General features: G+C 34.5%; 21 protein-coding genes. 13 read left to right on the plus strand and 8 right to left on the minus strand.

Features of this window, described 5'->3' with window-relative positions:
* Positions 1-129: 129 nt before the first annotated feature.
* The 5 genes from feoB to HCW_RS04525 all read left to right on the plus strand — a co-directional run bounded on the left by feoB (position 130) and on the right by HCW_RS04525 (position 9,927).
* Positions 130-2,058, plus strand: a complete 1,929-nt coding sequence (gene feoB / locus HCW_RS04505; protein ID WP_014661038.1) for a ferrous iron transport protein B — start codon at positions 130-132, stop codon at positions 2,056-2,058.
* Positions 2,059-2,270: 212 nt separating this feature from the next.
* Complete coding sequence (locus tag HCW_RS04510) at positions 2,271-4,553, plus strand: TonB-dependent receptor family protein (protein WP_014661039.1); 2,283 nt, start codon at positions 2,271-2,273, stop codon at positions 4,551-4,553.
* A gap of 310 nt (positions 4,554-4,863) precedes the next feature.
* Positions 4,864-5,991, plus strand: coding sequence for an outer membrane beta-barrel protein (locus HCW_RS09105; RefSeq protein WP_014661040.1), 1,128 nt, complete (start codon positions 4,864-4,866; stop codon positions 5,989-5,991).
* Between the two features lie 67 nt (positions 5,992-6,058).
* A complete protein-coding gene (locus HCW_RS09110) occupies positions 6,059-7,111 on the plus strand; it encodes an outer membrane protein (RefSeq protein WP_014661041.1) in 1,053 nt (350 codons plus the stop codon).
* 269 nt (positions 7,112-7,380) lie between these two features.
* Positions 7,381-9,927, plus strand: a complete 2,547-nt coding sequence (locus HCW_RS04525; protein ID WP_014661042.1) for a TonB-dependent receptor family protein — start codon at positions 7,381-7,383, stop codon at positions 9,925-9,927.
* A 4-nt stretch (positions 9,928-9,931) separates the two neighbouring features.
* Here HCW_RS04525 and HCW_RS04530 read toward each other — a convergent pair whose 3' ends face one another.
* Positions 9,932-12,544, minus strand: a complete 2,613-nt coding sequence (locus HCW_RS04530; RefSeq protein WP_014661043.1) for a phosphoenolpyruvate carboxylase — start codon at positions 12,542-12,544, stop codon at positions 9,932-9,934.
* Between the two features lie 83 nt (positions 12,545-12,627).
* On the opposite strand from HCW_RS04530, the gene ilvC reads away from it, so the two are divergent.
* Genes ilvC through ruvX form a run of 5 tightly spaced genes read left to right on the plus strand, consistent with a single transcriptional unit; the run spans position 12,628 to position 15,923 of the window.
* The gene (ilvC, locus tag HCW_RS04535; protein WP_014661044.1) at positions 12,628-13,620 is read left to right on the plus strand and encodes a ketol-acid reductoisomerase; all 993 of its coding nucleotides are present in this window, start codon (positions 12,628-12,630) and stop codon (positions 13,618-13,620) included.
* A 10-nt stretch (positions 13,621-13,630) separates the two neighbouring features.
* Positions 13,631-14,437 carry a septum site-determining protein MinD gene (gene minD, locus HCW_RS04540; RefSeq protein WP_014661045.1) on the plus strand — a complete coding sequence of 269 codons (807 nt, stop codon included), beginning with the start codon at positions 13,631-13,633 and terminating at the stop codon, positions 14,435-14,437.
* Positions 14,434-14,676, plus strand: a complete 243-nt coding sequence (gene minE / locus HCW_RS04545; RefSeq protein WP_014661046.1) for a cell division topological specificity factor MinE — start codon at positions 14,434-14,436, stop codon at positions 14,674-14,676. The genes minD and minE overlap by 4 nt, the downstream gene beginning before the upstream one ends.
* A 12-nt stretch (positions 14,677-14,688) precedes the next feature.
* Complete coding sequence (dprA, locus tag HCW_RS04550; RefSeq protein WP_014661047.1) at positions 14,689-15,489, plus strand: DNA-processing protein DprA; 801 nt, start codon at positions 14,689-14,691, stop codon at positions 15,487-15,489.
* The gene (ruvX, locus tag HCW_RS04555) at positions 15,486-15,923 is read left to right on the plus strand and encodes a Holliday junction resolvase RuvX (RefSeq protein ID WP_014661048.1); all 438 of its coding nucleotides are present in this window, start codon (positions 15,486-15,488) and stop codon (positions 15,921-15,923) included. The genes dprA and ruvX overlap by 4 nt, the downstream gene beginning before the upstream one ends.
* Before the next feature lie 39 nt (positions 15,924-15,962).
* Here the strand turns inward: ruvX and HCW_RS04560 are convergent, their stop codons facing one another.
* Both HCW_RS04560 and HCW_RS04565 read right to left on the minus strand, forming a co-directional pair.
* The gene (locus HCW_RS04560; protein WP_014661049.1) at positions 15,963-17,120 is read right to left on the minus strand and encodes an N-6 DNA methylase; all 1,158 of its coding nucleotides are present in this window, start codon (positions 17,118-17,120) and stop codon (positions 15,963-15,965) included.
* The gene (locus HCW_RS04565; protein ID WP_014661050.1) at positions 17,117-17,701 is read right to left on the minus strand and encodes a restriction endonuclease subunit S; all 585 of its coding nucleotides are present in this window, start codon (positions 17,699-17,701) and stop codon (positions 17,117-17,119) included. The genes HCW_RS04560 and HCW_RS04565 overlap by 4 nt, the downstream gene beginning before the upstream one ends.
* 600 nt (positions 17,702-18,301) lie before the next feature.
* On the opposite strand from HCW_RS04565, the gene HCW_RS04570 reads away from it, so the two are divergent.
* Genes HCW_RS04570 through HCW_RS04580 form a run of 3 tightly spaced genes read left to right on the plus strand, consistent with a single transcriptional unit; the run spans position 18,302 to position 20,476 of the window.
* Positions 18,302-19,105 carry a hypothetical protein gene (locus HCW_RS04570; RefSeq protein WP_014661051.1) on the plus strand — a complete coding sequence of 268 codons (804 nt, stop codon included), beginning with the start codon at positions 18,302-18,304 and terminating at the stop codon, positions 19,103-19,105.
* Positions 19,102-20,097: a hypothetical protein gene (locus HCW_RS04575; protein ID WP_014661052.1), complete on the plus strand. Its 996-nt coding sequence runs from the start codon at positions 19,102-19,104 to the stop codon at positions 20,095-20,097. The genes HCW_RS04570 and HCW_RS04575 overlap by 4 nt, the downstream gene beginning before the upstream one ends.
* Positions 20,098-20,107: 10 nt before the next feature.
* Complete coding sequence (locus HCW_RS04580) at positions 20,108-20,476, plus strand: hypothetical protein (protein ID WP_014661053.1); 369 nt, start codon at positions 20,108-20,110, stop codon at positions 20,474-20,476.
* Positions 20,477-21,157: 681 nt separating this feature from the next.
* On the opposite strand, the gene HCW_RS04585 is transcribed toward HCW_RS04580, so the two are convergent.
* Genes HCW_RS04585 through HCW_RS04605 form a run of 5 tightly spaced genes read right to left on the minus strand, consistent with a single transcriptional unit; the run spans position 21,158 to position 24,532 of the window.
* Positions 21,158-21,592, minus strand: a complete 435-nt coding sequence (locus tag HCW_RS04585) for a hypothetical protein (RefSeq protein WP_043902624.1) — start codon at positions 21,590-21,592, stop codon at positions 21,158-21,160.
* Entirely contained in the window at positions 21,589-22,350 is a 762-nt protein-coding gene (gene motB, locus HCW_RS04590; RefSeq protein ID WP_014661055.1) for a flagellar motor protein MotB, read from the minus strand. The genes HCW_RS04585 and motB overlap by 4 nt, the downstream gene beginning before the upstream one ends.
* A gap of 2 nt (positions 22,351-22,352) precedes the next feature.
* Positions 22,353-23,126, minus strand: coding sequence for a flagellar motor stator protein MotA (motA, locus tag HCW_RS04595; protein WP_014661056.1), 774 nt, complete (start codon positions 23,124-23,126; stop codon positions 22,353-22,355).
* 10 nt (positions 23,127-23,136) lie between these two features.
* Positions 23,137-23,913, minus strand: a complete 777-nt coding sequence (locus HCW_RS04600) for a HesA/MoeB/ThiF family protein (protein ID WP_014661057.1) — start codon at positions 23,911-23,913, stop codon at positions 23,137-23,139.
* 1 nt (position 23,914) lies between these two features.
* Positions 23,915-24,532: an MBL fold metallo-hydrolase gene (locus HCW_RS04605; protein WP_014661058.1), complete on the minus strand. Its 618-nt coding sequence runs from the start codon at positions 24,530-24,532 to the stop codon at positions 23,915-23,917.
* Positions 24,533-24,596 lie beyond the last annotated feature (64 nt).

The raw sequence follows: 24,596 nt of genomic DNA on the forward strand, positions 1-24,596 counted from the left end.
CTCCTATTTAATGGGGTGTTCTTTTATGATTATTATAATAATTAGTCTTATATTGCTATAATGTCGCTTTGATTAAAAAACTATATAACAAAAAAGATTAAAAACAACTCAAATTGGTTGGAGTTTAGAATGGAAGAAATTGTTGTTGCGCTTGTGGGACAGCCTAATGTAGGGAAGTCTTCTCTTATCAATGCACTAAGTGATGCGCATTTGAAAGTGGGGAATTTTGCTGGAGTTACGGTGGAAAAAATGGAGGTAAGCCTAACTTATGGTAATCATAAAATCACTATTATTGATTTGCCCGGAACCTATGCGCTTAATGATTTTACTACTGAAGAAAAAATCACTAAAGATTTTTTAGAAAATGAAAAATATGATTTAATTGTCAATGTAGTGGATTCTACGAATTTAGAGCGCAATTTGGCTTTAAGCGCACAATTATTAGAGACTAATAAAAAAATGCTTGTGGCATTAAATATGTGGGACGAGGCTAAAAAAGAGGGGCTTGAAATTGATACTAACAGACTTTCTAAAGAGCTAGGGTTAGTATGTGTGCCTATAAGTGTGCGCTCTAAAGAGACTAGCTTAAATACCACAAGCTTGTTGCAACAAATTGTAGCGCTCTATTTACAAAAAGATATTAATCATTATCCATTAAAGCTTAAAGAGCAAACTTTAAATGATTGCTTAGAATACGCTAGTATTGCTAAAAGAATCACAGATTTAGTGCTTAAAAACACTCATAAAAACAAGAGTTTTGAACGCACTTATAAGATTGATAAGATTTTAATGCATGAGCGTTATGGTATTTTGATTTTCTTGGGGTTTATGCTAATCATTTTTTCTTTGAGCTTTTTAATAGGGGGGGCGTTGCAAGAAGTGGTGGAAGTTGGGTTTAATTTTTTAACTGATAGTATCAAAGAGCATGTGGCTAATGAAGATTTAGCGTCTTTAATAGGCGATGGGATTATTGGGGGAGTGGGGGCTACGGTTTCGTTCTTACCCTTAATCGTGGTGTTATATTTTGGGATTTCTTTACTAGAGACTACGGGCTATATGAGTAGGGTGGCGTTTTTACTAGACGGGATATTGCATAAATTTGGCTTGCATGGAAAGAGCTTTATCCCTTTAATTACAGGTTTTGGTTGCTCTGTGCCAGCTTACATGGCAACAAGAACTTTACAAAATCATAATGAACGCTTAATCACGCTTTTTGTGATTGGTTTTATGAGTTGTTCTGCAAGACTTCCTATTTATGTGTTGTTTGTTGGCTCATTCTTTGCGCCTAGTTATGCAGGATTTGTGTTGTTTTGCATTTATGTTTTAGGGGCAATTGTCGCACTAATTATGGCAAAGCTATTAAAACTAAGCGTGTTTAAAGGACAAACTGAATCTTTTATTATGGAAATGCCAAAATACCGCTTTCCTAGTGCTAGAATGGTTTATTTTAGTATCTATACCAAATCGCTTTCTTATCTCAAAAAAGCTGGGACTTATATTTTAATGGGAGCGATTTTAATTTGGTTTATGTCTCAATACCCTAAAAATGATGTGGCTATGAAAACTTATAAACAAGAAAGCTTGTTAGTCAAAAAAGATACTAGCCTTTCACAAGAAGTTAAAGAAGAAAAATTAAAAGAATTAAAAGCAGAGCTAGATAAAAAGAATTTAGAAAATAGTCTTGTAGGAAGAATAGGGGTGCATTTAGAAAAAGTCTTTAGCCCTATGGAGTTTGATTGGCGTTTGAGCGTATCACTTGTTACCGGATTTATGGCTAAAGAAGTGGTAGTCTCTACTCTTGGGGTGTTATTTTCTTTAGAAGATGAAGATGAAAAATCTAGTGCCTTTAGAGAGATAATAAGAAAAGATGTGAGCGTGCCTAGCGGGATTGCTTTTATCGTGTTTGTGATGTTTTACATTCCTTGTTTTGCGGCTACGATTACTTTTGGCAGAGAGGCTGGAGGGATAAAGTTTGTGGCGTATTTATTTGTGTTTACAACAATAGTTGCGTATGTGTTTTCACTCATAGCTTTTTATGCTACCAAGCTTTTTAGTTAAAATAATCAATTAGCTCACTTTAAAAATGTTTTTACATTTTCAAAGGAGCTTAAAATATTTGTAAAAACTTGTTAATATCACTTTGATTAGTAATAGGTTTTTTATGTAAAAAATAATACTTACCGCTCAAAGAATTTTTAAGGTAGAAATAATAATAATTATCATAGAATTGCGCTGTTTTTTGTAAAAATGATTATCATAAAAGGCAGTAAATGAAAAAGGTTATTATTGTAGCTTTTATCTTTGCTAGTGATTTGTATGCTATAAAAACGCATAGATTAGGCAAGGTTGAAACTTCTGGTGTTGCACAAAATGAGGAGGCGCCTTTAAATTGGAAAAGCAAAGAGGTTAGAAATTATATGGGTTCTCGCACGATTATTTCTCATAAGCAACTAACCCAAACCGCCAATCAAAGCATTGAAGAGGCTTTGCAAAATGTGCCGGGTGTGCATATTAGAAATGCTACAGGTATTGGAGCGGTGCCTAGCTTTTCAATAAGAGGTTTTGGAGGTGGTGGACCGGGTCGTAACAATACGGGCATGGTTTTGGTTAATGGTATTCCTGTCTACATCGCCCCTTATGCTGATATTAGCATGCCAATTTTTCCTGTAACCTTTCAATCTGTGGATAGAATTAGTGTAACCAAAGGTGGGGAGAGTGTGCAATATGGGCCTAACGCATTTGGTGGGGTCATAAATATTATTACTAAAGGTATTCCGCATAAATGGGTTAATCAAGTAAGCGAACGCACGACCTTTTGGGGTAAGGCTAAAAATGGTGGTTTTGTGAATAAGGACGCCAAAAATATCAATAAAAGCTTAGGCAATAACATGCTTTTTGATACCTATCTAAGAACAGCAGGCATGATAAACAAGCATTTTGGGGTGCAAATCCAAGCTAACTGGATTAAAGGACAAGGCTTTAGATACAATAGCCCTACAAGCATTCAAAACTACATGCTAGATTTGCTCTACCAAATCAATGATAACAATAAAATCACTGCTTTTTTTCAATACTATAATTTTTTTATGACAAATCCGGGTTCTTTAGGAGAAGAGGCTTATGAAGAAAATCGTTTTCAAAACAATCGCCCTAATAATGCCAATAGTGGACGAGCAAAACGATGGGGAGTGGTGTATCATAACTTTTTTGGCGATACGGATAAAATAGGGGGGAATTTTACTTTTAGCTACTATGGGCATGATATGGCAAGGGATATAAAAATGGATTCTAATTATTTGAATGTCAATGATGGCGCTTTTAAAGGTCCAATTTATACTGACCAAAATTATCCGGGATTTTCTATATGGAATTACCCTAGGCGTTATATAATGAATGCGTTTGAGCCTAATTTAAACTTGGTTGTAAATACTGATAAAATCAAGCAAACCTTTAATGTGGGTATGCGCTTTATGACTATGGATATGCAGTTTAAGGCTCTTCAAAGCAGTTGTAATTATTCCAATAAAATGTGTCATATGTCCCCGCCTAGCTTTTTGACAAGTCCTAATAGCAACCTAGAAATGTTTAACAACTATACAGCAGTATGGTTAAGCGATAAAATAGAGTTTTTTAAAGGCAAATTAGTCTTTACGCCCGGGGTGCGCTACACTTTCTTAAACTATGATAGCAAGAAACCTATTAAGGGGGCTTGGACTAATAAAAGACAAAAGCAAAATGAATGGAGTCCTGCCTTTAATATTAGCTATAAGCCTATGGAAAATTGGATATGGTATGCGAATTATCGCCGCAGTTTTATCCCCCCACAACATAAAACAATAGGGATTTTTAGGACTAATTACAATCAGATTTTTGATGAAGTTGAGGTGGGTCAGCGCTATAGCTATAAGGATAAATTAAGTTTTAATGCAAACTATTTTGTGATTTTTGCTAATCGCTATTATGCGGGTGGGTATAGTCATCAGCCTGTGAATGCTAGAAGTCAAGGTGTGGAATTAGAATTGTATTATACGCCTATTAGGGGCTTACAATTTCATATGGCTTATACTTATATAGATGCAAGGATTACCTCTAGGGCTAAGGATAAGGGGGTGTATTTTAAGGGGATTGTCAATCACCCTTTTGATATTTATAACAAGCGTTTGCCCTATGTAAGCCCCAATCAATTCATCTTTGATATGATGTATACTTACAAGCAAACGACTTTTGGCTTGAGCAGTTATTTTTATAGCCGTTCGTATAGTTCTATCCTAAATCAAGTTGCGAATGACACGGTGTGTAGCGAAAAAATTGGGGAGTCAGTTGGGTTACCATATGGTTGTAATTCAGTGGGGCTATTGCCATGGTATTGGGTGTGGAATATTCAAGTTAGCTCAGTGTTATGGCAAAGTGGTAGGCATAAAATCACCGGAAGTTTGCAAGTGAATAATCTTTTTAATATGAAGTATTATTTTAGAGGGATTGGCACAAGCCCTACAGGTAGAGAGCCAGCACCCGGAAGAAGTGTTACAGCGTATTTAAACTATGAATTTTAAGCTTATTTCCCTTTAAATATTTGCTCCTTTAAAACTCTTTTTCATTGATTAAACAACATTTTTGATGAAACAAGAGTTTTTAAAAAGCTTTATAAATACATACTTTTTATAAGGCTTGATTGCTTAAAAACTAATTTTTATCAAAATCAAAGGTTTTTAATATTAAAATACTTCTTTTTTGTAAAATCACATTAAACACAAGGAATAAAAATGCGTTGTCATTCAATTACCCCCCCCCCCACTATATCTAACCTATTCTAAAACACCCTCTTACACTTTCACACGACTTTTTAAGCAAAGTGCTTTATGTTTGTTGTTAGCCCAATCGCTTGGTTATGCCTTAGATGATTCTCAAATCCAAGAGATAGTTAATAAAAGAGTGCAAGAAGAGCTTTTAAAACAGCAAAAAGAAGAGCAGGCTCAAAAAGAAAAACTAGATAAAGCCAAAGAGCAAGAGCTCATTGAAAAGAAAGTTCAAGAAGCCCTTTTAAAAAAGAAAGAAGAACAACAAAAAGAGGCATTAGTTATAAAAGCTGAAAAAGAACAACTTGAAAAAGAACAACAAGAAAAGGCGCTTATAGAGGCAAAAGTCAAAGAAGAGTTAAAAAAGAAAAAGCTCGCCAAAACTAAAAAGCCTAAACACCATTCAAATTATAATGCAATCAATAATGATTTAGCTGATAAGAGCGCCTTTTTTGCCGGTTTGGGCTATATGGGTATGGCTGGAGGTTGGAATGGCATAATGAGTGCTAATAGCCCTTCTTTGAAAAAAGCTCATGCCACTTTAAATGGTTTTGATGTCAAGCTTGGCTATCAATATATCAGCAAGAGACACCCTCATATTGGTTTGAGAGCGGGGTTTATGTATGCGTTTAGGGGAGGGACTTATTCGCAAGATTATTCAGTGCAAAAACAAATACCAGATTTTATTTTTAATCCTTATTCTACGCCCCATATGGTATTTGGTGGCATGACTACTGAAAATCAATCAATGACCTCCACTTTAAATGCCATTATGAATACCTATAGCTTTTTTATGGATTTTTTGAATGATTTCTATCAAAGTTCAAAATTATTTTTGGGTTGGTATCTTGGATTTGGGATAGGCGGAGAGAGCGTGAGCTTATCAAACATTAATCCATCAATGACCCAAGCAGGTTTGAGTGCCATTAATGCGGTGCAGTTTCAAGGCTATGGTGCGTTGGGGCTAAGGGGAGGGACAAAGCACCACACTTTTGAAGTAGGGGTCTCTATCCATGGCGATGCGGGTGGCTGTAGTCATATCTACACTGAAATTGCAAGCTATACAATAGCAACTTGCAACGAAAAAGACCCAATAGGTGCAAAGAATTTTTCAAAATCACCCAATGTCTCAAGCCCTAGCGGTATTTTTGGGAGTTATGTAACTTGGAGTGCTAATTATATTTATCGGTTCTAAATCTTTTAAGCTTGGTTTTTAGCCAAGCTCTTTTTGCTTTTTACCAAACCATAATTAAAGGAAATTGATGAAAATTCAAATTGCTACTACTATATTATTGCCAATATTTTTGTGTTTGAGCTTTGTTAATGCAGAAACTTACGAAGAAATGAAAGAACGCATTACTAAAGAGGTGCTCCAAGAAATCGCTCAAAAGAAAGACCAAGAAAAGGCTAAAGAAAAAGCCTTGCATGACAAAATTATGCAAGAAGAATTAAAAAAAGAGATTTATAGAGAGGAGTTAGAAAAAGATAATCATAGCAAAACACATCTTATAGATAACTCTCAAACTAAACCAAATTCTAGCCATTCGCAGTATGAAAGGATTTTTAATACCAAAGAAATTCTTGATTACAATATTATGAAAAAGCCAAATAGTAACACCAGCACAAATACAACCACAAATGCAACTAGCCAACAGCCTCATTCTAGTTCTAATCAATCTCAGCCTGTCAAACAAAGTCAAAAAGTATCACGACAGACCATCACCTATAACCCTACTAAAGATGCCTATGAGGGCAGTGATTATGTGGATACCAACTCGGTGTATTTTGGTATTGGTTATGAATATGGCTCTGTTAATTCTAATGGGTTTGATATTTTGCTAGGGTATAAATGGATGGGGCAACAAGAAAATACCAAATGGACGGGTGCTAGAGTAGGGGTATTTTCAAGTCTTTCTTTTTATACTTCAAGTTTATTTAATAGTGTTGTTAACAATGGAATTTATCCTGTATATATCAATTATGGGGTGTATTCAGATTGGCTCATTGATGCTTATAATGGCGAGAATTTTTTCTTTGGTTTTAGGCTTGGAGGGGCATTAGCTGGGACAAGCTATTTTGCACTCAATGCTAATGATTCTCTTGAATCTTCTAATGCTGTTCCTATACTAGGTTCTTCATTCCAATTTTTAGTTGATTTAGGAATGCGCTTAGGAATATTTCATCATTCTTTGGAGCTTGGTGTAAAAATCCCTACGCTTAATGATTCCTTAGATTTCAGTAATTATGGATATGGCAATGTGCCTATACCACGCAACTATACTTTTTATCTCAATTATATTTATAATTACAAATAGGGGCTAATAGGCATGTTGTATTAAAACATGCTCATTTTATTGGCTTAAACTCTTTAAAACCCCCAAAAACACCTTTTTTAAAAAAATCTCGTTCTTTCACTCCAATTCTTTATGGGGGGCTATTTGTCTTAATATTTTTTGTAATTTTTTTAAAAAGTTAAAAATAGCTATTTTTTTATTTTGATATTGACTTTTAAGATTATTATCATTATATTGTATTCGTTCTGTATATAATAATTGCAATTATCATTATAATTTTTGGTGGGAATATGAAGTATAAGCATTGGTTATTATTGGTATTATTTGGAGTGAGTGCTATTCAAGCTAAGAGTGATAAAAAGTCCTATACACTAAGCAAGGTTCAAGTTTTAGGAACAAATGATATTGATTCTAGGGGGTATGGAGGCATTGATACGCCTAAAAATTGGCAAAGCTCTAGTGTGAAAAATTTTGCCGGTAGTAGGAGTATTATTTCACATAAGCAAATCACGCAAACTGCAAATCAGAGTATTGAAGAGGCTTTGCAAAATGTGCCGGGCATTCAAATTAGGAATTTTAATGGCACAGGTATAGAGCCATCTATTAGTGTAAGAGGTTTTGGGGCAGGGGCAGCTGGACATAGTGATACGGGTATGATTTTAATGAATGGTATCCCTATTTATGCTGACCCTTATTCTGCAATTAGACTTCCTTTATTGCCTGTCAATTTTTTGAATGTAGATAGGATTGATGTGATTAAGGGGGGTTCAAGCGTGCAATATGGCCCTAATACCTTTGGGGGCGTGATGAATATCATTACTAAAGAAATTCCTAAAAAATGGGTCAATGAAGTAGCTGAAAGGACAACTTTTTGGGGGAGGGCTAAAAATAGTGGCTTTGTAAGCGTGCAAGATAAACCTATCAATAAGAGTTTAGATAATAACATGCTTTTTGATACCTATTTGAAAAGTGGGGGCATGATAAACAAGCATTTTGGGGTGCAAATACAAGCCGATTGGCTTAAGGGGCAAGGCTTTAGATATGATAGTCCTACCAACAATCAAAACTATATGTTAGAGGGGATTTATAAAATTAATGCGAGCAATAGCATTAAAGCCTATTATCAATACTATAGTTTCTTTTTTGCTGACCCGGGAAGTTTAAGCATAGAGGCTTATAAAGAAAATCGCTTTCAAAATGACCGCCCCAATAACACTAAAAGCGGTCGTTCTAAGCGCTTTGGTATTGTGTATCAAAACTATTTTGGCACAAGTGAAAAGGTTAATGGAGATTTTAGTTTCACTTACTATACGCAAGATTTAAGTAGGGATTTTAAATTTGATACTAATTTTTTAAATGTTAATAGCAATCCTGAAAATGGAATAGTCTATACTGATGATAATTATAATGGCTTTGCAGTGTTTCAGCACCCAAGAAGATTTGTATTCAATGCGTTTGAGCCAAAACTGCATTTAAATATCAATACCCAAAAAGTTAAGCAAACTTTTACAACGGGCTTAAGATTTTTTTCATCAGATTTGTATTTCCCGCCCGCTTTAAGAAATACCACTACTTGTAAAGGGGGTTGGATGCCCCTAAAAGGCACTATCTATAATGAAAGCTTGCAAGATTTAGAGGATAATGGTGTGAGTGTTAAAGCAGGTGTTGATACCACAGGAAAGAGCGTGCAAGAATTGCAACAAGCTGGGGATTTAGGGTATAACACTAGCGATTGTTCTCAAAGTGGCTATCAGTGGAATTATGCTTTCTTCCCTTATCAACGCTTGAATAATAATTTTACCGCTGTGTATTTAAGTGATAAAATTGATATTTTAGATGGCAAGCTTGTGATTATACCGGGTATTCGCTATACCTTTTTAAACTACCACTACCATGTTAAGATGCTTAATCCTAGTTATCAATACAATGTAGAAGACATTCATTCTAAAGAGAGTGATGATTACATTATACGAGACTATCCTAAACAAAGTAATGAGTTTAACCCCGCTCTTAGCATTGCTTATAAGCCTATTAGTAATTGGGTGTTGTATTTTAATTACCAACGCAGTTTTATCCCACCTCAACAAGGCATGGCTGCTTTTTATAATGGGTTTTATAGGCAGTTTTATACCCAAACTTTTAATGAAATAGAAGTCGGCTCTCGCTATTCTTATAAGGATAAATTGAGTTTTAATTCTAATTATTTCATTACTTTTGCGCATGATTATAACTCGGGGGGTTATACTTCTGTGCCTATTGATGGGCGTTCTCAAGGTGTGGAGCTAGAAGCGTATTATGCTCCTATTAGGGGGTTGCAATTTCATATGGCTTATACTTATATTGATGCAAGAATTACAAGTAATGGAGCGAGCAACCCCTTTTTTGTAGGGATTGTTAATTCTTCTTATGATGGGCATTATGATTCTTTTAATATCAAGGGCAAGCAATTTCCTTATGTTAGCCCTAATCAATTTGTTTTTGACGCTCGCTATTCTTATAAGAATACTACGATTGGATTATCAAGCTTTTTTTATAGCCGTTCGTATAGTAGTATGCTAAATAGCACTGAGTCTAAGCAAGTGTGTGGGTATATTGAGCCTTTATGGGGGATTAATTATCAGTGTAATAATGTGGGTATGTTGCCTTGGTATTGGGTATGGAACATTCAAGTGAGTCAAGTGTTATGGCAAAGTGGTAGGCATAAAATTACAGCAAGTTTGCAAGTGAATAACATCTTTAATATGAAGTATTATTTTAGAGGGATTGGCACAAGCCCTACAGGAAGACAGCCCGCACCAGGACGCTCAATTACTTGTTTTATCAATTATCAATTTTAAAAGATTAGCCGGTATTACGCATGCCTTGTGCGATACCTACAATGCTACTATGGACTTGGTGGAGCAAGTGCGCTTGCTTGTCTTTATCTTTAGTGGCATAAAAGGCTTTTATAAGTTCAATTTGTAAAGCATTAAGGGCATTTAAATAAGGTCTTCTAAACAAGATAGAATAGTAAGTAGTTGGCTCACTTTCTAAAAGCTCGCTTTCTTTTCGTGCGCACAAAATCAATTCTTTAGTGATTTTAAATTCATCACAAATGGCATTAAAAATTTCTTTAGCATTAAACAAATCTTTAGCCAAAGAATGATAGCTTTCAAAAATTTCTAAATCTACTTTTAAAAGCACTTGGGCTACATTGTCTAACACCACTTTAAAAAGTTTATTTTCTTTATAAAGGGTTTGTAAGATTGTAGGTTCAAGCGTTTTTAAGGCACTTCCTAAGCCATACCATGCCGGTAAAATGCAACGATTTTGTGTCCATGCAAAGACCCAAGGAATCGCTCTTAAATCTTCAATTTTAGTGCTATCTTTACGCTTAGAGGGGCGTGAGCCTAAGGGCAATTCTTGAATGAAATAAATAGGGGTAGCTAGTTTAAAATATTCTAAAAACCCTTTGGTTTCATAAACTAACTTTCTATAAGCTTGATAAGAAAGGCGTGCGATAGTTTGAAGAATTTCTTCATGCTCTTTGGAAGTTTTTTGGGCTTTTTCTTGTAAATTCTTTTTTAACAAGGCATTAAGAGCGTTATGCAAGTTATATTCAGCGTTTTCTAAATTGAGATATTTAAGGCTGATGACTTCGCCTTGCTCGGTAAGTTTAAGAATATTTTTAGCGCTTTTATAAGGTGCGCAATCTAAGGCACTCTCTAAACTCAACCCCCCTCTACTCACACTCCCTCCTCTTCCATGGAAAAGTAAAAAAGAGAGATTAAGGCTTTTTTCAAGCTCAATGAGTTTGGTAATAGCGTTATTTAAATAATAATTGCTCGCAAAAATACCGCCATCTTTACTAGAATCTGAATAACCTATCATAATTTGTTGGTTTCTATTTTGGTGGTTTAGGTAGTTGTTGTAGTGGGGGTTTTGGCTTAAAGTTTGCATAATTTTGGGGGCGTTTTCTAAGTCGTCTATAGTCTCAAAAAGAGGGGTTAAAGAAATCTCATTTTCTAATTTTGCTAGTTGGACTAGCCATAATACCCCTAAAATATCGCTCGCACTCTCACTCATAGAGATAATAACAGAGCGCACACTTTCTTTAGAAATATTTTGTTTTGCCCAAGCAATCTTGCTGAATGCCTCTAAAATATTCGCACTTTTTAAACTTATATGCTCTATAAGGGAGTGTAAATCTAAAGGGTTTTTTTCTAAATAAAGAAAGGCGTTATTGATGATTTCTAGTTTTTTAGTTTCATTTTTAGACAAGAAATCACTATCAGCAAGTCCTAAAAAGGAAAAAGTTTCGCTCAAAGCGTTTAAAAACACTTCTTTATGCTCTCTAAAATCTAATCTTAAGGCATGAAAACCTGCTAAAAGCGCTAAGTGGCGCAAGCGCTCTAAATGAGGTCTTAAATAAGGCTCAAGATGATTTAGCATCAAATCAATATCATGGATAAATTCTTCTATATTATGATAGGTATAAGGGATTTCTAAGGGGCTATTCACGCTTAAAAGGCGGTTTTTGAGTTTTTTCTCCATTAAAAGCAATTTAGCTCTAAAGGGTTCATGCTGGTGTAAAATCGCATCGCTTGGGTCTAAGTGCATCTTTTCTTGCTCTATGCTTTGTTTGAATGTGTCGCTAATAGTGCAAAAATCTGAAGAAAGCGAAAGCTCTCTTGTTAAAGCTCTCACTTCCTTGATGTATAACTCTATAATGAAAGCATGTTGGATGCGCAAAGTTTGGGTCATTAAAGCATTAGTTACAAAAGGGTTGCCATCTCTATCGCCTCCTATCCAACTGCCTAAGATAATAGGAGATTGCTTTAAAGGCTCATTGAGAGCCTTTTGAATAGAATTAAGTGTTTTTAGAGCACTTGGAAGAATGGAGGTTTCTACTAAGTAGAGCAAGTTATCTAATTCGCTTAAAACTTCTAATTTTTCTTGGCGTGCTAAATGGCTTTTATAGAGTAAGTGTAAGCGGTATTTAATTTCTTGTTCGCTTTTTTCTTGGATGGTTTGAGTGGGATTATTAGAAAGACAAGCCACATAAGTAGAAATCTCTTGATAAGCCTCCAAAAAGGTTCTTCGCATAGATTGGGTAGGATGAGCGGTAAAGACCGGATAAAAAGCTAAATGTTTTAAAGCGTTTTTAGCTTTTTGGCTAAGGGGTTTTTGATTTTCTTTGAATGAATAAGAAGTGCTATTGATTTTATGGCGTTCTTCAACAATATTGATAAGAATATTATAGAGTGAAAAAACTTTAATAATACCTAAAAGCTGTTGGCTTGCAATAATTTCTTGTAAAATTTTATGACTTTTTTTGAAAGAATTTTTTTCAAACGCATGACATAAAGAGAGAAATAAATTAGCCATCTCTTCTTCTTGGCATTCTTTAAGCATTTGTAAAAAAAGGCGCTTGATTAGCACTAATTCTTGCAAGAAATGGGGACTTTTTTTCAAAATTCTACCTCTCTTAATTGAGTAATTATGCTATTATAGAACTATTTGTTAACAGATAATTATTTTTGTAGGGGAATTTAGTTTTGGCATTACCGATTTATTACGATAAGGATATTGATTTAAATTTAATTCAATCTTTACAAGTAGGCATTATTGGTTATGGTGCACAAGGAAGAGCCCATGCGCTCAATTTAAGAGACTCTAAGGTAAAAGTGCGTATTGGCTTATACAAGGGAAGTTCAAGCATTTTAAGGGCAAAAGATGAAGGCTTTGAAGTCTTAGAAGTCAAAGAATTAGTCCAAAAATCTGATGTGCTTATGGTGCTACTTCCTGATGAATTGCATAAAGAAGTTTTAGAAAAAGAAGTGGTTCCTTTTTTAAAAGACGACCAAATTGTAGCCTTTTCTCATGGCTTTAGCGTCCATTTTAATCAAGTAATTCTTCCAAAGGGTGTGGGGGTTATTCTAGTTGCTCCAAAAGGACCTGGGAGTGCTTTAAGAGAAGAATACCTCAAAAATAGGGGTTTATATCATTTAATCGCTGTGGAACAAGAAAGTTCAAAATACGATGCTAAAGCTGTGGCTTTAAGCTATGCTAAAGCAAATGGTGGGGGAAGAATGGGGGTTTTAGAAACGAGCTTCAAAGAAGAATGCGAGAGTGATTTGTTTGGCGAGCAAGCGGTTTTATGTGGGGGGCTAGAAGCGATTGTAAGAACGGGGTTTGAGACTTTAATTAAGGCAGGATACCCTGAAGAATTAGCCTATTTTGAATGCGTGCATGAAGTGAAGTTAGTGGCGGATTTATTGCATTATAAAGGGATTGAAGGCTTAAGAGAGCATATTTCTAACACCGCTGAATTTGGCACTATCAAAGCTAGAGAGCCTATGGCGAATTTATTAGAAAAACGCATGCAAAAAATCTTAAATAAAATTCAAAATGGCTCTTTTGCTAAGGATTTTTTACTAGAAAAGAGCTTGAATTACCCTAGATTAAACACAGAAAGAAAAGCCCTTAAAGACACCAAATTAGAACAAATTGGGGGAATTTTACGCACCCCTTTAAACAATAAAGATTAAAAGGATTAATATGGCAATAGTAATTACTATCACTTCAGGTAAAGGTGGCGTGGGTAAAAGCACCACGACCGCTAATTTAGCCATTGGACTAGCTGAGAGTGGTAAAAAGGTTGTAGCGATTGATTTTGATATAGGCTTAAGAAATTTGGATATGATTTTGGGCTTAGAAAATCGCATTGTTTATGATGTGGTAGATGTGATGGAAAAAAATTGCAATCTCGCACAAGCCTTAATCACAGACAAACAGACTAAAAATCTCTCTTTTTTAGCCGCCTCTCAAAGCAAGGATAAAAATATTTTAGACAAGGAAAAAGTGGCGATTTTAATCAATGCTTTAAGAGCAGATTTTGATTATATTTTGATTGATTCGCCCGCTGGGATTGAAAGCGGGTTTGAGCATGCGATTTTGCATGCGGATATGGCGTTAGTCGTTGTTACTCCAGAAGTGAGCTCTTTAAGAGATAGCGATAGAGTGATTGGCATTATTGATGCGAAGTCTAATCGGGCTAAAAGGGGTGAAGAAGTGCATAAATACTTGATTATCAATCGCTTAAAACCTGAATTAGTGGAAAATGGTGAGATGATTCCCATAGAAGAAGTGCTTAAGCTTTTAGGGTTGCCTTTAATTGGGGTGGTTCCAGAAGATAGTAAGATTGTTTCAGCCACGAATAAGGGCGAGCCAGTGATACGCACTGAATGTGAAAGCTCAAAGGCTTATGAGCGCATTACAAGAAGGATTTTAGGCGAAGAAGTGGAGTTTGTAGAATTTAAGGCGAAAAAAGGCTTTTTTAAAGCTTTAAAAGGGATATTCTCATGAGTTTTTTTGACCTTTTTAAATCAAAGTCTAGTAGTGCTAATACGGCCTCTGATAGACTAAAGCTCATTTTGGCTAAAGAGCGCACTTTAAATTTGCCTTATATGGAAGATATGCGTAGAGAGATTATTGAAGTGATTCAAAAATATACTAAAGCTCAAGCCTCAGACATTCATTTTAAAACTGCTGATAGCAATCAGAGTGTAGAGGCGATTGAAGTAGAAATTGTATTGCCCAAATAACTTGAATAACTGATGAAAAGTGGCTTTCAATACCATGTTTTAGAGAGCATTCCTAAGGTTTTTGATACTCTCAAAGACCCCCCTAAAAAACTCTATTTTGTAGGCAATACTAGGCTTTTAAACACCCCTTTGAAAGTGGCTATTATAGGCACTAGAAGACCTAATCCTTATAGCAAGCAACACACTATTACTCTAGCTAGAGAATTGTCTAAAAGTGGTGCTAGTATTGTGAGTGGGGGAGCGTTAGGGGTGGATATTATCGCTCAAGAAAATGCCTTGCCTAATACAATTATGCTTTCACCTTGTAGTTTAGACTTAATCTATCCTGCAAGTAATGCTAAAGTGATTCAAAAAATCGCAAAAAATGGTTTGATTCTAAGCGAATATGAAAAAGATTTTATGCCTTTTAAAAGCTCTTTTTTGGCACGAAATCGCTTGGTTATCGCACTAAGTGATATGGTTATTATCCCCCAAGCAGATTTATTTAGTGGCTCTATGAGTAGTGCGAGATTAGCTCAAAAATATCAAAAACCTTTATTTGTTTTGCCCCAACGCCTAAATGAAAGCGAAGGCACCAATGAGCTTTTGGAAAAAAAGCAAGCTAAAGGCATTTATAACATTCAAAATTTTATTAACACTCTTTTAAAAGATTACCACTTAAAAGAAGCAGAACAAATCAAAGATGAATTTTTAGAATACTGTGCGAAAAATCCTAACTATGAAGAAGCGTATCTAAAATATGGCGACAAACTTTTAGAATACGAATTATCAGGCAAAATCAAACGCATAAACCATAGCGTGGTGTTAGCATGATTTTAGCATGCGATGTGGGGCTAAAACGCATTGGTTTGGCTATTCTTTTAGAGGGTATTATCTTACCTTTAGAGCCGATTTTGCGCAAGAATAGGAATCAAGCTTCTAGGGATTTAAGCAATTTGTTGAGAGAAAAAAACATTAAAGTGCTAGTGGTGGGTAAGCCTAGCGAAAGTTATGTGGATACAAACATTCGCATCAAGCATTTTATTACGCTTTTAGACTTTAAGGGCGAAATTGTTTTTGTTAATGAGGATTGCTCTAGTATGGAAGCGCTTGAAAACTTAGAGCATTTAGGTAGGAAAAATAAACAAACAGCCCAAAAAGATGGGCGTTTGGATTCATTAAGTGCATGCAGGATTTTAGAACGCTATGTAAATGAGTTTAGTCAAAACTCAATAGCACAAGAAATGGTAACACAAACATCGTTATAACAATGTAAAGTAAAACAATATAAGTTAAAATTTTCATAACTATCCTTTCACATTAAATTCTTCTAAACAAAGGTGGATTTCGTTTTGCAACTGAAGCCATTGGGTTTTAATCTTTTCAATATTTCTTGCAGTCTCTTTCACATCAATTTTTTTCTCTTCTCTTGCGTTTATATAGCGAGCAATGTTTAAGTTATAGTCGTTCTCTCTGATTTTTTCTAAGTTAGCTAAAAACGAGTATTTTTCCTTGGTCTTTTTATCCTTATAGGTAGAAACAATTTCTTCAATGATTTCATTATTGAGCTTAACCCCATTTTTTTGTTTCACATAGCTTTGACTAGCATCAATAAAGAGAATGTTTTTAGTAGATTTCTTTTTGTTAAAGATAATTATACAAACAGAAATATTTGTGGTTGGCAATAAATTAGTGGGCAAGCCTATAATGGTTTCTATGAGATTTTCTTCAACAAGTTGTTTTCTAATTTCTTTTTCATGAGCCTCTCTAAATAATACACCATGGGGAACGACAACCCCCATTTTTCCTTCATCTTTAAGAGAGCTTAACATATGCAATAAAAAAGCGTAGTCGCCATTATTTTTGGAGAGAAGGTTCCAGTAGCATCGCTGGTAGCGGTTTTTTTGTAGGGCAAGGGGTTGTATTTTAGAAGCAAAGGGCAAGTGAGAGACTGCATAATCAAATTGCTCTAGAACATAGTCTTTAGAATGTAGCGGGTTAAAAAGAGTGTCTTCACATTCAATATAAAAATCTTTGATATGGTTTAAATGCATGTTAACTTGGCATAATGTTGCCACAAAAAGACTTCTCTCTTGTCCATATAGTTTTACATGGCTATTGGCTTCTCTTTTCATTTGTATGAGTAGAGAGCCTATCCCACAAGCGGGGTCATAAATGCTACTATCTTTTGTTGGTTCAATAAGTTTGGCTAAGAGAATGCAAATTTCTTTGGGGCTTGTAAAATCCATGTTTTTTTTGTTGAAATTATTAACAATAAAGTCTTTTAAAAGCCCACTATCTAGCAAATGATGTTCTGTGGAAAATCTAGGCTTAGCTTTTATTATTTCTAAAATTTCATTTAGGCTATCAATAGATTCATTTTCTAAGAAATCTTTCAGTGGTTTTGTAAGGTAATTTTTAGAAAGTTGACTATCATTGATATTAGATAAGAGAATGGGTTTCATTGTTGCTCCTTGTTTAAAGTTTCTAGCAACAAGCCTTGCATTAAATTTTCTTTTTCTGTAAGGAGTTGCAAAAGAAGTGTATTTTCTTGATAGATGAGTGTTTGTAAAGTGGCAATTCTGTCTTGGACTTTTTTGGGCGGAAGATTGATTTTGATTTGTCCTAAGTTAGAGATATTAAGCATAGCAATAGTTGAGCCTTGAGAAAATAAGGCCTTATTAGTAAAGGGAGAGTTTAAATACAGACATAAAAAGAGAGGATTAAAAAGGTCGGTGTATTTTTTTTCAAGTCTAATAACAACAGCAATTGATGAAATAATGGTTTCATAACGAGGTGTTTCTCTGATATACACCGCTGTGTGTGGTTCTCTTATGCTCATTAAAATGTCATTTTGTTTGAGAAAAAATTCCTTTGGTATTTCACAGGTAGCTGTGAAAGTGTCTGTTAAAGACTGATTATAGTATCCATTTTGATTGAAAGATTTTAGAGAAATTACATGGTAGGGGGTTGTAGAAATATCGAGAGATTTTTTTCTTCCAAGAATGAGGCCTGTTTTAATTGTGGCAATTTCATTTAGTGTCATGCTTATCCTTTCTAATGAAAAATTAAAGTTTGACTTAGTATAGTAAAATATGTTTGTTAAGTCAATATGAAAAATCTATTTGTGATAAAAAATCAAAGGAATAGATTCATGAATGAATTATTTTATATAATTTTATAATATATAATTCAACCTATTTTAGACTTATTTGATGAAAAACTTGAAAAATAAGCCATACAAATGATTTATAAGTGTCTAATTCAAATTGATATAAAAATTTTTTTTGAGCCTTGAATTGATATCAATCAGTTGGATTTTGGTTTTTAAAGGTAGAATTGGAATATTTAAGTTTTTTATTTTTAATATTTTTAATATTTAAATAATGTTTATGTAAATTTTATTGAGTATAAATTATCAGTATTAAAGGAAAATATAAAAGGCAAAATTTATGACAAACAAGACAGCTATCTAAAAAATTGATGTCTACAACCATAAAATTGTGTCTAATATTGACTATTTGGTTATTAAAATAATCTAAGTTGATGTTTTTCTTAGGTATTCTTGTATGACTTGGTTTTATGTTGTGAAAATTTTAAGGGATTCGCTTTCTTACTACAATAGTGTATGATATAAGGAGACATGGTGTTCTTAAGGCAGTATCATTTTATTAGGATAGTGATACCCACCATTGCAATTATAGTGGGGTTATTGGGCTTGTGGCGCTTATCTTATCAAGCGACTTGTTTTTCATTGGCATTTGTGCTGATTATTCTAGGTATTATTGCTTATAGTTTCATCTCTTTGAAAATGCGTGAGAGAAAATGCTTTATTAAATGCTATTTGAATGATAATTCCTTATTTACGAAACTTCTATCTTCTAAAATTATGGTTAGTTTGGTTTATTTCATTATCTCAATAATGATGACTTTGTCTGTTATATATAGCGTTTTAGAATATTCGTTTATTTTATGGGGTTGCATATTTCTTCAAATCTTTATTTGCGCCTTTGTATTTCAGTTTTTAAATAGAAGTTTGAGAAAAGTTGTCAAGCAAGACTATTTAGCGCTTTTAAGTAGGGAATGGAGTATTAATATTTGTTCGTGTATATTCTTTGTGATTTATTTTTGTATAGTTGTTTATGGGTATGAGCCAACCTATTTGAGGGATAATCTCAAAGAAACTTTAGAACTAGCGACTAATTCTATTGGCTCAAATTGCGAATATATAGATTATTTTTTAAGGATTAAAAGAGAGCTAGACGCCCTATCTTGGTGGGGCATGAATTTAGTGGATACCAAACTAGGCTCTTATAGGGTTTTGGGTTGGAGTATTTTTATCGCTCTTAATATTCTTAGTAGTTTGGGGATTAATAGAGTGATTATGCAAGTGATTTATTGGGTAAATGGGTATTCTAAGCGATTAGATGAGTCAATGGATAAAGAATGAAAGCAAAGGTTAAAAAATCAAAGTTTAAGACAATTTTTTGGGGGACTATTCTTATTCTTTTTGTTTTGTATATTTTAGCAAGGGTTGTAGCATTTTCTGGGGTTTCAACTCATAAAAAACCCCTTAGTGTGCAATATAGCAAAAAGATTCTAATGACTATGGGAAATAATCTAAGTGAGGCAGAAAAACGCCTTAATACTCTTTTGAATCAAAATATTAGTGAAGTGGATAAGGTAATTGAAGAGAATATCAATAAGCTCTTTAAGAAAGCTAAAGAAAATATAGATGACTTTTTGGATTTTCATTACTCTTTGAAAGGGGATTATACAGAGATTGGTCTCAAACTAGGGGGCAAAATGGGCTTGAGTGCTGAAGATGCCTTTGAAAAAATGCTCCAAGAAAAGATGTTTGGAAAAGATTTTGATAATCAAAGCAAAGATGCCTTTAATCAAATTTATTATTTTTTTCAAAACAGCACAAAGAGATATGTTAATGCGCTTGGTGGCATAGCAACAAAGGGCTTGAATGATAATCTTAGCAAACCAATAATGCAGAGCGTGGATTTTGAAATCAATAAGCGCTTGGATTTTATGCTAACTCATACTATTGCACTTTCTTCTATGATAGGTGTGGCTAAAATATCTAGTTTTGTTAGCGCTAAATTGGCAAGTAAGCTCGCATTTAAAGGAATAATAAAAGTTGCTAGCAAGGGAGCAAGTGCATTAACAGGGGCTGGTGTAGGATTAAGTTGTGGAGCGCTTGCTTGGATATGTGCGCCCATAGGAGCTGTAGTGGCATGGTTTGCTACTGATAGCGCAGTGATTAAAGGTGATGAAATTCTAAATAGGGAAGAGTTTAAAAAAGATATTTTGAAGGCTCTTAATGAGCAAAAACAAATCCTTATCAATTTAACTAAGAATCATTATGAAAGCGCTTATGAAGATATTTCTAAATTGTCTAAAAAAAGCATTTTAGAAAAGCATTTTAATTAAGGGATTTAAAATGGCATACATTAAAGATAAAGATTTAAAGCTTTTGTTTGAAGTGCTAGTTTATAATAGTAAGAATAAAAAACGCTTGAGAGAGTCTTTGCTAGGTTCGCAAGAATACGAGCGATACCAAGAAGATTATGCTAAATATTGGCAAAAAATTGCTGAAGAATTACAGCGTTTTGGGGGTAATAGCTTTGCTAATTATTTTCGTAAGGGAGGCATAGAGTATAGGACTATCATTACTAAAGTGTGCGATAAAATGAAAATAGCATGCCATCAAAATGCGCCTATTGAAGAGATTGAAAGGGCTATGGTGGCTACTTTGAGATTAAAAGCCAATGCTAAAAAATCTCTTTTTTCTTTGCCTTTTTTTAAGTAGATTGAGTTGAATAGAGGTGTTAAGAAAATTTTTAAGGGCTTTATTTATAATTGGTATTGATTAAACCTAATGTCATTTTTAGACTAAGGTGTGTTAAAAATAGGGGGTAGCACGCCCCCCCATAATTAAAGCACTTTTTGAGAAGAATTTCATAGTGTTTTATTAAGGTATTTATATCTAAGAAATTGGCTAGTTATCTCGTGTTTTTAAGCATATTCAATGATTAGAGATATATTCTAATTAAACGCTGATAATAAAATATAAAAAAGCTTAATGCTTAAATTGCATTATTCTTATAGCTTTTGCAAAGCACTTGGGCTAGTATTTAACAAAGATTAGATGTAAAAGTAGGACAAAGACACCAACTTTGAGCTTTAAAAGTTCCAAACATACTCTTAAAATAAGCAAATAATAAGAATATATTAAAAAGTCCTATTAAATAAAAATGAGTTTTTTATAACAAAAACAAAATCTAAAACAAAGTTTTAAAAATAAGCTTTCTTATAAAAAATTAAAGAATGATAAAAGGGTTATAAGCAAAAGAAATGAAATCATTTTGTTAAGAGGGTTTTAGTTTGATTAGGATAGAACTTATTAAAAACCGCCTAACATCATTAATAAAAATAAGCCTTGACATTAGAAACAATCTGTTGGTTTAGGCAAATTGATTGCAAAATGCTTTTAGAATTGAAAAAAGCGCTTGCCTAAATTAGTAACAACCTCTATAGCCAAAGGCTGATTTTCGCATAAAATTTCATAAGAGACGCTTTGATTTTTAACCAAAGTAACATCTTTTGGGGTAGGATAGAGCGAACAAGAGCGCCCTTGATTGATATTGATATTTAAAATCACAACCCTATCAATCACAGCACTCACTTTTAAAAAATATGAATCTCTAGCTCCTTTCCATTCTAAATAGGGCGTGCTTTGAGGGATAATCTCTAGGGCTACTAGAGGGTTTTGAGCGATTTTGAGTTGTGCCTCTTGCTGTTTTTCAAGGAGTTCTTGTTGTCTAGGGGCTCTATCAATCAAGTCAAATAAATTTTCAGATGATTCTTTTTCTCTAGCCAAGAGACTTGCTAGGCATAGAAAAAATAAGAAAATGAAGTTTTTCATGGGTTAAATTGCTGGTCTAAAATAGAATGAATCTTGCTTAAATCATTCGCATCAGTAGAAAAAAAGATTTCCACACGATTGTTTTTCAAGCGATTTTCTATCGTATTATTGGGTGCAATAGGATTGGTTGAGCCATAAGAAGAAAAGGATAATTGCTCAGGGCTTACGCCATATTGCATAAGCAGTTGCATGACACGATAAGCCCTATTAGCAGCTAATTCATAGTGGCTTTTAAAACGAGTTTGCCCTTTTAGGGGCGTATCATCAGTAAAGCCTTTCACATTGATATGCACTCTTTTAGGAAGTTTTTGAATGATTTTAGCAATGCGCTCAATATAGAGCATCATATCTTGATTGATAGCATCAGAAGTGCTGTTTTCAAAAAGCAAGCTAGAGGGGAGTTTAAGAATAGAGCCTTGGTCAATTTGTTCTAAAACACTCCCCTCGCCCTTGCGGGTAATGGTAACTTTGGTTTGAGTGTTTTGCGAAGAGGGCAAAGATTTTTCATCAATAGTGCGTTCTTCTTCTTGTCCAGAATCTGGCGGGATAGGTAAAACCGGTTGCATAGTTTCTGGCTTAGGGGCGTAATTAAAGATTTTGATAAATTCTGTTTTTAAAGCCTCAACCTTAGACTTATTAACCGCAGAAATCGCATAGAGTGCGATAAAAAGTGCGAGCAGTAATGATAAGAAGTCCGCATAAGGAACCGCCCATTTTTCCCCCGCCGGACATTCTGTAGGTTTATTCTTTTTTGCCATTTTTAGCCCTTAAATTGAGATTTTTTAGGCTCGCCCGGAGCGATATAATTTAAGAGTTTGGTTTCTAAATCTCTTGGATTTTCGCCATTAGCAATACCCAAAATTCCCTCTAAAAGCACGGTTTTTTCCTTAATGATATCTTTAGATTTAGCCTTAAGTTTATGTCCAAAGGGGCCAAAAATCGCATAAGAACACATAATCCCAGTAACCGTTGCTGTAAACGCACCTGCAATTCCTGCTGCCATTTCTGCGGGGTTATCTAGTTTTTGAAGAGCAAGCATTAGACCCATAACCGCACCAACTAATCCCATAGTGGGGGCAGTCTCACCGGCAGTCTCCCAATAATGGGCTGCGCCATGGTAATGCTCTTCCATTTCCTCAATGCTAATTTCTAAACTCTCTTTAACAGATTTTAAATCCTTACCATCTATTATCATAGACAAGCCATTGCGTGTGAAGTCATCTTCAATTTGAGCTACACGGCTTTCTAAAGATAACACACCATCTTTTCTTGCTAAAGTAGCCAATTCTATGAGATTAGCAATCGTTTCATTAAGATTGATTTTTGGGTTTAAAAAAACGATTTTAATTTCCTTATAAGCCGCCTTAATCGCCCTTGCATGAGTGCCTGTCATAGCTGCAAAGAGCGAAGTGGGGATAATGATAATACATGAGCTTAAGTGAATGATATGCAACGGGTTGCCATCTTCTAAAATATCGCCTAGTGAAATGGAGGCAACTGCTAAAACTAAACCTAAGATTGATGATAAATCCAAATTCTACCCCTTATGATTCATAGTCTTGTAAATGTGTGATTTTATGAGTGCCACAAACTCGGCATTCTGGATTTTTGAAGACTTGAATTTTTCTAAAATCCATTGTTTTGGTATCTACACTAAGCAAAGTGTTTGTCAATAAGCTATCAAATCCTAAAAAGTATTTGATAGCTTCACTTGCTTGAATGCACCCTAAAATTCCGGGCAAAACCCCAAAAAGCCCCGCTTTAAAAATAGGGTTTAATTCCTTTTTAGGGGGCTTATCAAACGCACAAGCTAGACATGCGCTTTTAGTGGGTAAAATCGTTAAGCTTTGACCCCTATATTTTAAAACGCCTGCGTGCGAATAGGGTTTATTAGCCAATATACAAGCATCATTGATTAAAAATTTAGCGCTAAAGTTATCGGTTGCATCAATGATAAAATCGTAAGGTTCTATCAAAGAAAGGGCGTTAGTAGCGTTAAAACATTCTTCAAAGGTTTCTATTTTAACATCAGTATTTAGGGCATTTAGACGCTTTTTAGCTGAAAGCACTTTAGGCTGGTTTAAAAAATCTTCAGAGTGAATGACTTGACGCTGAAGATTGCTTAAATCCACTTTATCAAAATCTACAATACCTATTTTCCCTATTCCAGCTGCGCATAAATACATTAAAATAGGCGAGCCAAGCCCCCCAGCTCCAATAACTAGAACACTAGATTTTAAAAGCTTTAATTGCCCTTCTTCGCCAACATCTTCTAGCATAATATGGCGTAAATAACGCTCTTTTTGGGTTTGATTGAGCATGTTAGGCTATCCTTGAAACCCAAGCTTTAGAATGCTCTCTTTCGGCAAAAAAGCTTGTTTTATCCCCATGTCCGGGATAAATATCTAAATCTTTAGAAAAATCTAAATTTTGAAATCTCAACAAGGATTCTTTCATGTCTTTTGCATTAGAATAGGGGAAATCATAGCGCCCAATACTGCGATAAAAGATAAAATCTCCGCTAAAAATTGCTCCCTCTATTTCTATAATAGAACAGCCCGGTGTGTGTCCGGGAAAATGCCAATATTTAACTTCAATGCCCTCTATATTCAAAGGGGTGCAATTTTTATTGCAAGGCACACTAAAAGTGGGGCTAAAGGTAGGCACACCTAAATTAAAAATGTCATTTTCTAGCATAAATACATCATCTTTAGGGGCATAAATAGGGGTATTTTTAAGAAGTTTTTGTAAATTAGCGCTATCCCATACATGGTCATAATGCCCATGAGTGATTAAAATGGCTTTAGGGTTTTTAGCATTTTCTAAAATCCACTCGCTACTAGAAAAACCGGGGTCTATAATAAAATCTATAGCATTGTCTAACTTGACAATATAGGTATTTTCTTCTACAGAGCCAAAGGCACGCCTTAAAATTTTCATGCAAGTTCTCCAAAAGATTTGCGTTATTGTTTGAGAGTTTTTGCTACTTTTAAAAACCCCTTTA

Origin of the sequence: Helicobacter cetorum MIT 00-7128, from assembly GCF_000259255.1 — a bacterium.
Classification (GTDB): Bacteria; Campylobacterota; Campylobacteria; order Campylobacterales; family Helicobacteraceae; genus Helicobacter; species Helicobacter cetorum_B.

Bases quoted from the DNA above. Each gene is read 5' to 3' on its own strand.
- HCW_RS04585 (WP_043902624.1), bottom strand. From the start codon at position 21,592: ATGAAAAACTTCATTTTCTTATTTTTTCTATGCCTAGCAAGTCTCTTG.
- HCW_RS04510 (WP_014661039.1), top strand. From the start codon at position 2,271: ATGAAAAAGGTTATTATTGTAGCTTTTATCTTTGCTAGTGATTTGTAT.
- feoB (WP_014661038.1), top strand. From the start codon at position 130: ATGGAAGAAATTGTTGTTGCGCTTGTGGGACAGCCTAATGTAGGGAAG.
- dprA (WP_014661047.1), top strand. From the start codon at position 14,689: ATGAAAAGTGGCTTTCAATACCATGTTTTAGAGAGCATTCCTAAGGTT.
- HCW_RS09110 (WP_014661041.1), top strand. From the start codon at position 6,059: ATGAAAATTCAAATTGCTACTACTATATTATTGCCAATATTTTTGTGT.
- HCW_RS04580 (WP_014661053.1), top strand. From the start codon at position 20,108: ATGGCATACATTAAAGATAAAGATTTAAAGCTTTTGTTTGAAGTGCTA.
- minD (WP_014661045.1), top strand. From the start codon at position 13,631: ATGGCAATAGTAATTACTATCACTTCAGGTAAAGGTGGCGTGGGTAAA.
- HCW_RS04525 (WP_014661042.1), top strand. From the start codon at position 7,381: ATGAAGTATAAGCATTGGTTATTATTGGTATTATTTGGAGTGAGTGCT.
- minE (WP_014661046.1), top strand. From the start codon at position 14,434: ATGAGTTTTTTTGACCTTTTTAAATCAAAGTCTAGTAGTGCTAATACG.
- HCW_RS04605 (WP_014661058.1), bottom strand. From the start codon at position 24,532: ATGAAAATTTTAAGGCGTGCCTTTGGCTCTGTAGAAGAAAATACCTAT.
- ruvX (WP_014661048.1), top strand. From the start codon at position 15,486: ATGATTTTAGCATGCGATGTGGGGCTAAAACGCATTGGTTTGGCTATT.
- HCW_RS04565 (WP_014661050.1), bottom strand. From the start codon at position 17,701: ATGACACTAAATGAAATTGCCACAATTAAAACAGGCCTCATTCTTGGA.
- HCW_RS04575 (WP_014661052.1), top strand. From the start codon at position 19,102: ATGAAAGCAAAGGTTAAAAAATCAAAGTTTAAGACAATTTTTTGGGGG.
- motB (WP_014661055.1), bottom strand. From the start codon at position 22,350: ATGGCAAAAAAGAATAAACCTACAGAATGTCCGGCGGGGGAAAAATGG.
- HCW_RS04600 (WP_014661057.1), bottom strand. From the start codon at position 23,913: ATGCTCAATCAAACCCAAAAAGAGCGTTATTTACGCCATATTATGCTA.
- HCW_RS04560 (WP_014661049.1), bottom strand. From the start codon at position 17,120: ATGAAACCCATTCTCTTATCTAATATCAATGATAGTCAACTTTCTAAA.